The organism is Pandoraea sp. SD6-2, assembly GCF_000389825.1.
Lineage (GTDB): Bacteria > Pseudomonadota > Gammaproteobacteria > Burkholderiales > Burkholderiaceae > Pandoraea > Pandoraea communis.
This window is the reverse complement of the sequence record NZ_KB944431.1, coordinates 231,157-238,447: the sequence shown is the minus strand read 5'-3', so window position 1 is coordinate 238,447 and position 7,291 is coordinate 231,157. Positions and strand designations below refer to the sequence as shown.

Sequence of the window (7,291 nt, the reverse complement as noted above, 5' to 3'; positions counted from 1 at the left end):
GTCAGGTGCGAGCCGTACAGACCCACGCTCACGCTGTTGACCTTCGACTCGCCCGGCAGACCCTTCGCCTTCGACTCCTGATTGCCAAAGCCAATCGAGCCACCCACCAACGTGTTCTGATTCAAGCGCTTGTCAACACCGATCGCACCGTCCAGACCCTTCACGTCGAACGACATGCCGTCGCCGCGCTGGCTCGTCTTGCCTCCGTTGAACGACGCCCAACCCGCGACGCCGTTATCGGTCACCATCGCACCGTTCGCGGTCTTGTCGTCGAACATCGCCCCGCCGGCGATCATCCGCGTTTGCATGCCGCGCTGGAACGACGTCGCTGCCGCTTGCGCTGCCACCGCGTTATTCACCAGCGACTCGCCCGAGAGCATACGAGCCGAACGGCGTTGCTCTTCCGTGCCTGCCGTTTGCAGGGCCATGGCCGACAGCACCTTGCCGCCGATCTTGCCCGAGGCCAGATCGCCCACCGTCACGCCGTCAACCGACGCCAGCACCGCTTGCTCGTTGGCGCTGTAACCACCGTCGGCCACCAGGAACTTCACGATGTTCTTGTCCGTGATCTTCGTGCCCGGCTCGCCAATCGGTTCCTGCCCAACATTCGGGTCCGCTTGCTTGCCGCCGGTGATGCTACCGACTTTCAACTTCCCGCCGGTCACTTCGACTCCATCGGCAGCTTCCACCACCTGGAACTTGCCCACAACATCGGAAAGTTCGATGTCATCGGCAACGGCGACCTTAATTTCCGTATTGCTGAAGTCGCTCTCCTGCTCGACCTGAATCGTGCCTCCGGTGGCCTGACCGTCGACCTTGGCAAAGCGCGAGTTGATCTTCGCGCCCGCTTCAGACTTGTAGCTCCCGACGCTGAGCTTGTTCGTGCCCAGATTGATCGTGCCAGCGTTGCTCATCTCCTTCACACCGCTCACGTCCTTATTCAGCACCACCGCAGCCGATTGCGCGACGCTCAACGCGCCCGAACCGAGGGCCTTTTCATGTGCCGCCGTCAGCGTGCCGCCTTGAACACTGATGACGTCGACTTGGCTCTGGTCGCCCGAGAGGGTCAGGTTGCCCGTGCCGACCTTAGTCAGAAGCATCGGCACTGCGGCCACCTGCGGTGCTGCCGGTGCTGCCGGTGCGCGTAAGGCGAGCGATTCGGATTCCTGATTCACCGCTGTCAACCACTCATCGACGAGCGATCCGATACCCGCCCCGGTTTTCACAAAACTGCCGCCAAATTCGCCATCCAGATTCGCAGCCCCCACCGTCAGTGCCGTTTCCCCTGTGATGACATTGCCAGTCCCCGACAGCGAACCGATCTCGATGGACTTCTTGACGCCGGGGACGAAAATCACCGTGCGCGCCATCGTCGTTTCCTCATTCGGTGAGGTCACCTCGACGGTATCTCCAACGAACGAAACGTCCAGCGTGCCACCGTTCATTCTGACGACTGCTTTATCTGCAGTAGTCTCGCCAACCAGGCCAATCAGGCCTTGATTGGACAGTTGGACGTTCTCAAGTGCCGTATCGTGAAACACGACCTTGCCCGATGCACGATTGTCGATGATCGCGTTCCCACCGGAGGCACCGGTAACAATCGCCGCCCCTTCGTTTCGGAGTGTGAGATTTTCGAGAGCGCCGTCGTCGAAAACGATCAATCCCGACGTCGTGTTCTCGATCTTCGCCGCACCGCCGGAGGATGCCCGCAACTCCGCAAACCCACCGTTGGATAAGCGCATTCGCTCGAGTGCCGAAGCATCGACTCTCAGATCACCATCGACCTCATTGAAAACTTCGGCATCCCCGCCCGATGATCGCGCTATGTCCAGGATCCCCGAGCTAACGATCGACGATTGCTCGACGTTTGCCCCTTCGAATCTGACAGTCCCGCCTTTCAAGATGGAGATTTCGCTGACACCGGCATCGGCGCCTTCCGCGAACGATACCTCCCCCTCGTCGAGCGCCCAGATCCATGCCCCTCCTGCGCTGGTACCCGATTCGAACTTAACGATCCCGCCTGCATCCAGCATGCTGGCATTCGCATTACCATCACGACCGACCAACAACGTCACACCGTCGGCGTCGCGATCAATCCCTTGACCGCCTTCCTTAAACGTCAAGGTTCCATTTGAGCCTACGGCAATCCCCAGCGTTCCTTTGCCCTCGATTCCCTGGTGGATGTTCAGTTGGCCCTGACGGACATCGAGGGAGTGATCCGCGCCCGCCGAAACACGTAACGTACCGACATTACGTGTCGAGTCCGTCAATCCAGTGATCGGGTTCGATCCGGTTCCAGAACGCTGCGTGATTTCGAGTAACGTTTGAGCACCGATCTGGACGTTCCCTTCGGCATAGCTCTCATCGAAATGCGAGTTGAACAGGTTGTCGTCGCGCCATGTCAGCGCGGCGTCGGCGCCGTTTTGCGACGGCGCCACCAACTCCCTGGTATTGGCCATGACCTTGAATGTCACGTCGTCGGCCTTGCCAAGCGCGTCGATACGCGCTTTCAGAGCAGCGACTTTTGCGTAAACGCCCATTGCCGCATCACTGCTCTTCGAGTGTTCTGCATTGTTATTCAGGAAGATATCAAGTTGCTTGCGTGCACTAGCAAATTCGTCCGGATCGGCGCCAATAACTTTCTGGATCTGCTGTTTGACATCGGCCAGATCCGTCACCTGCAATTTTCGCTCCCAATCAAAGCTCAGTGCCTTTCCTCCATCCTTTTCCAACTCGACAATCAAACCGTCGATTTGGCCGGTGATTTCCGCAAGCTTATTACCGTAAGCAACTACATCGGCGATATCCTTGGTACTCGAGTGAATGCTTGATCGCACCGTTTTCAACGCGTCCAGACGATCGAAGATATTGTCCTTTTCTTCACGTTCGCCCTGAACTTCTACGAGCCGTTCGTTCATTCTCTTGGCGACGTTTTTCTTTTCTTCGCTCCACGTTACCGTTTCACTTTCGATGACGTCTTCCGCCTGCGTGGGCATACTCATCGCCGCAAGCATCGTCGCGACCGCCAGACAGATTTTGGATTGACGAAGTGTTTTCGACGTCTGAAATTTGCTTTGCATTCGATAATCCCCAAAGAATTCTCTACGACGACGAATCAACTCATCGTCACCACAACGGCGGCACCCCACCGCGAAGTGGCGGATTCTAGATACAAGTTATCGAAAGCAATGCAATTGCTGATATTTTTGGTAATTAACCCAAACACCTCGCCTATTTTAAATTGCGATTAATCCCATTATTTTTGTTTAATTTTCCTCGGAAATTTCCTAAATTACTCCCCCAATCGACGTCAACATCCCAAAGCAGTCAGAACAATAGGTACGCATACAACGTTATTTGACCAAGATTCAGTGATTCCCCATCGTCCATGTAATGGGCTCGCGTCGCCGTATTCGCACTGCCGCCCGGTCATGGCAACTCAGCCCGCACGGGCATAAAAAAACCCGTCGCGCCCTTTCAGGCACGACGGGTTTTCCGTCATTCATTTCGTCAGATCAGCCTCATGGCCGCCTTCCGACGCTCACACGCACTGTCGTCGCATCGTCCTCTCGCTCAACCCACCGGCTTACGCTTGGGCTTGATATCGGTACTGTCGATTTCCTCGAGCACATCGCGAAACTCGGCAATGTCCTCGAAGCTCCGGTACACCGATGCGAAGCGGATATAAGCGATCTTGTCCAACCGCTTCAACTCGCGCATGACCAGTTCGCCGATGCGCTGGCTCATCACTTCGCGCTCCGCGCCGGCCAGCAACTTGTACTCGATGCGCGCAATCGCGGCATCCATGGCCTCGGCGCTCACAGGACGCTTGCGAATCGCCAGTTGCATGCTGGCGCGCACTTTCGCGCGGTCGTATTCGGCGCGGCTGCCGTCCTTCTTGACGACAGCCGGCATCGCCAGTTCGACACGCTCGTACGTGGTGAAACGCTTGTCGCACGACGGGCATTTCCGGCGCCGCCGGATGGCGGCGCCGTCTTCCGCTTCACGCGAGTCGATGACCTGCGTGTCGTCGTGCCGGCAGAACGGGCAACGCATGCGTCGGCGCTCGGCTTAGCCGTAGACCGGGAAACGCTTGGTCAACTCGGCCACTTGCTCGCGCACGCGTTCCAGGTTCTTGGCGTCTTCCGGGTTGTCGAGCACGTCGGCGATCAGGTTGCCGACCAATTCCGCTTCGGCTTCCTTGAAACCGCGCGTGGTCATGGCCGGCGAGCCCAGACGCACGCCGCTCGTCACGAACGGCTTTTCCGGGTCGTTCGGAATCGCGTTCTTGTTGACGGTGATATGCGCTTCGCCCAGCGCGGCTTCTGCCGCCTTGCCGGTAATGTTCTTGGCGCGCAGGTCGACCAGCATCACATGCGATTCGGTACGGCCCGACACGATACGCAGGCCGCGCTTGACCAGCGTCTCGGCCATCACGCGGGCGTTCTTCGCGACTTGTTCCTGGTAGGCCTTGAATTCCGGCGAGGCGGCTTCCTTGAACGCGACGGCCTTACCGGCGATCACGTGCATGAGCGGGCCGCCCTGAATACCCGGGAAGATCGCCGAGTTGATGGCCTTCTCGAATTCCGCCTTCATCAGGATCACGCCACCGCGCGGGCCGCGCAGGCTCTTGTGCGTGGTCGTAGTCACGAAATCGGCGTGCGGCACCGGGTTCGGATACACACCGGCAGCGATCAGACCGGCGTAGTGCGCCATGTCGACCATGAAGTACGCGCCGACCGACTTGGCGATCTGCGACATACGCTCGAAGTCGATCTTCAGGGCGAAGGCCGATGCGCCCGCCACGATCATCTTCGGCTTGTGTTGCTGCGCGAGCTTCTCGGCAGCGTCGTAATCGATGTCTTCCTGTTCATTCAGACCGTAGCTCACCACGTTGAACCACTTGCCCGACATGTTGACCGGCGAGCCGTGCGTGAGGTGACCACCGTGCGCGAGGCTCATGCCCATGATCGTGTCGCCCGGCTTGAGCATGGCGAAGTACACGCCCTGATTCGCCTGCGAGCCCGAGTTCGGCTGCACGTTCGCGGCGTCTGCACCGAACAGCGCCTTCACGCGGTCGATGGCCAGTTGCTCGACGATGTCGACGTATTCGCAACCACCGTAATAGCGCTTGCCCGGATAACCTTCCGCATACTTGTTGGTCAGTTGCGAGCCCTGCGCTTCCATCACGGCCGGGCTGGTGTAGTTTTCCGAAGCAATCAGCTCGATGTGGTCTTCCTGACGCTGATTTTCTTTCTGAATCGCGGCCCAGACGTCGGGATCGACGGAGGCAACGGTAGATTTCGATTTGTCGAACATGGCGTTTCCGTTGAATTGAACAGGTTTTCCGGGAGGGGATGGTGCAGCGCGCCTTCCTTTGTGCTTCGGAAGACGAGAGACAGGGCAGCACCAACCATCACGGCTGCCCAGGCGAACGGCAAATAAGACCCCGGCGCTTCCCGGTGGGTTGCTCCACCTCGGGCACACAAGGCTGTGGCCCTAATCGCCAGTCACGCGGGGTTTGTGGCGTCGATAGTTTATGCGAGCTTGCGGCGTTAGGCAACCGGCCCGGCCAACCGCACGACCACCTCGCCGAACGCCCCCTCGGCGGCCGTGGCGCCCGATCATTGCCAACGCCTTCTCCCGATATGAAATGCACGATATGCCGGGTGGACACGCTTAACTCACTGGTGAATATATCGCATATATTGCTGAAATAATTTCATCAATCGGCAACCTATGGGAATCTGAGTGACACACATCCCCAACCGGCTTTCCAGCATGTTCGCCTTTGTGGGCGACGCCAAACGCGGGCGGCGTGCCAGCCCGCGCGGGTCATGACGCCAGCGCCCCTACATGCCTCGCTCAGATGTCAGAAATGGCGACTGTTGTGCCTGGATGGCTGCGGCGCGCGTCGGATATAGCCGCTCCCAAGCTTGCGCTGCCCACGTACCGCCCAACAACGTCACAAGGCAGTCGCGGCGCGACAGAATGCGATGCGCCTGCGAATCCGGGTCGTCGGTACTTCCATCGTTGGTGGTGCCGGCCGGGAATGCCCGCGCAATGTCATGAGCATTCGCCGCCCACGGCAAGATGTCCGATGCGCCAATCCGGCCTAACCGGTAAGCCATCTCGGCCGCCAGTGCGTGCACGCCGGTCGGGTCCTTCAACTCATCCAACACGGTCTTGCCATCGGCGGCGGGCGTCAATGCGTCAAGCCGTCGCGCAAACGGTGCGCAATGCCCGCCGTGCCGAAACTGCGTCAGATCCGTCAGCGCACCTTCCGGAATCACCGCACCGTAATGTGACGCAGGCGACCTGTGCGACATATCCGGACGCCCGGAGAGTCCGGGCCAACGTGACGCCTCAGACGATGCGAACGCCTGCCCACGCGGCAACGTCACGCCATCGCCATCACGCTCGCCCTGAACCTCCGAGCCGAGACAAGCACTGAAGTCGACGGTCATGATGTAAGGCAAATCGTTCTTGTCGCGCCAGACGCCGATGTTCCCCATCGCGGCGTCACAGAGATTCCAGTTGCCGAGCCATAGTGCGGCGATGTAATGCCGCTCCAGCGCACATTGGTAGACGTCGGGAAGTGCGCGGCAAAGCATCGCGCGTCTGTCGTTGCGCGCTTTGACGATGGCGGCGTACGCCTGAGCGTCGGTCCGGGCTTGCGCGGCATTCGCGCCGCGTTGCTCCATCCGCCGGCCGATCTCGTGCACTTCGGCCCGGGCTTGCTTGCAAGCCTCGTCGGCACCGCCGCGCACACCGTCGATCACGCGCCATGCCGTATCGGTTTCGAGCCACTGACCCAGCGCCCGGTAGGCCGGCAGATACGCCGTCGCCAGATAAAGGCGCTCGGGCGCATGCGTCCCATCGAACGCGGACGAGCAGCCGCGCACCAGAAACGCCGCCGGCGTCGCCAGTCCCAGCGCGCCGCATAACCGCGAGGCAAACCACGACTGCGCAGCACGCCATGCGCTCGGACAAGCGCGGACAACGAACTGCGCTGCCTCCGCGTGTGGCGCCAGCCACAGGCGCGCCGTCTCCCGGCTCACCCCCGACGGCACGGCATCGTGCACGGGCTGCGCCTCCGAGAAGTCATGCGGGCCGACAGGGGGCAATGGCGAACCACTACCATCGTGTCCGGTGACGGGCCCAAATGCCGCAAGCGGCGCGGTGCCCGGCAGTGCCCCCTCCCGTTGTGCCCCGACTGCGGAGAAGCGGCCGGAAGCGATGCCCGTCGGCGAACAAGCGTTGATGTCCATCACGACACTCCTTGGTCGTA

Annotated in this window: 4 protein-coding genes and 1 riboswitch; all 4 genes read right to left on the bottom strand. The window is 60.2% G+C overall.

The genetic code is table 11. The annotated features are described in order from the left end of the window. The coding region (locus C266_RS08645) for an autotransporter outer membrane beta-barrel domain-containing protein (protein ID WP_010808638.1) at positions 1-3,080 on the bottom strand (3,080 nt) is incomplete at its 3' end. Between the two features lie 493 nt (positions 3,081-3,573). Beyond that, positions 3,574-4,056 (bottom strand): transcriptional regulator NrdR, encoded by a 483-nt coding sequence (gene nrdR / locus C266_RS08640; protein WP_010808637.1) that lies wholly within the window; start codon positions 4,054-4,056, stop codon positions 3,574-3,576. Between the two features lie 15 nt (positions 4,057-4,071). Continuing rightward, complete coding sequence (glyA, locus tag C266_RS08635) at positions 4,072-5,319, bottom strand: serine hydroxymethyltransferase (RefSeq protein ID WP_010808636.1); 1,248 nt, start codon at positions 5,317-5,319, stop codon at positions 4,072-4,074. 98 nt (positions 5,320-5,417) lie between these two features. Next, a riboswitch (ZMP/ZTP riboswitch) is annotated at positions 5,418-5,524 on the bottom strand. A 328-nt stretch (positions 5,525-5,852) separates the two neighbouring features. Further along, positions 5,853-7,271 (bottom strand): hypothetical protein, encoded by a 1,419-nt coding sequence (locus C266_RS08630; RefSeq protein ID WP_010808635.1) that lies wholly within the window; start codon positions 7,269-7,271, stop codon positions 5,853-5,855. Positions 7,272-7,291: the final 20 nt, after the last annotated feature.

Excerpts from the sequence above, each read along its gene's own strand:
- nrdR (WP_010808637.1), bottom strand. The coding sequence starts at position 4,056 with ATGCGTTGCCCGTTCTGCCGGCACGACGACACGCAGGTCATCGACTCG.
- C266_RS08630 (WP_010808635.1), bottom strand. The coding sequence starts at position 7,271 with ATGGACATCAACGCTTGTTCGCCGACGGGCATCGCTTCCGGCCGCTTC.
- glyA (WP_010808636.1), bottom strand. The coding sequence starts at position 5,319 with ATGTTCGACAAATCGAAATCTACCGTTGCCTCCGTCGATCCCGACGTC.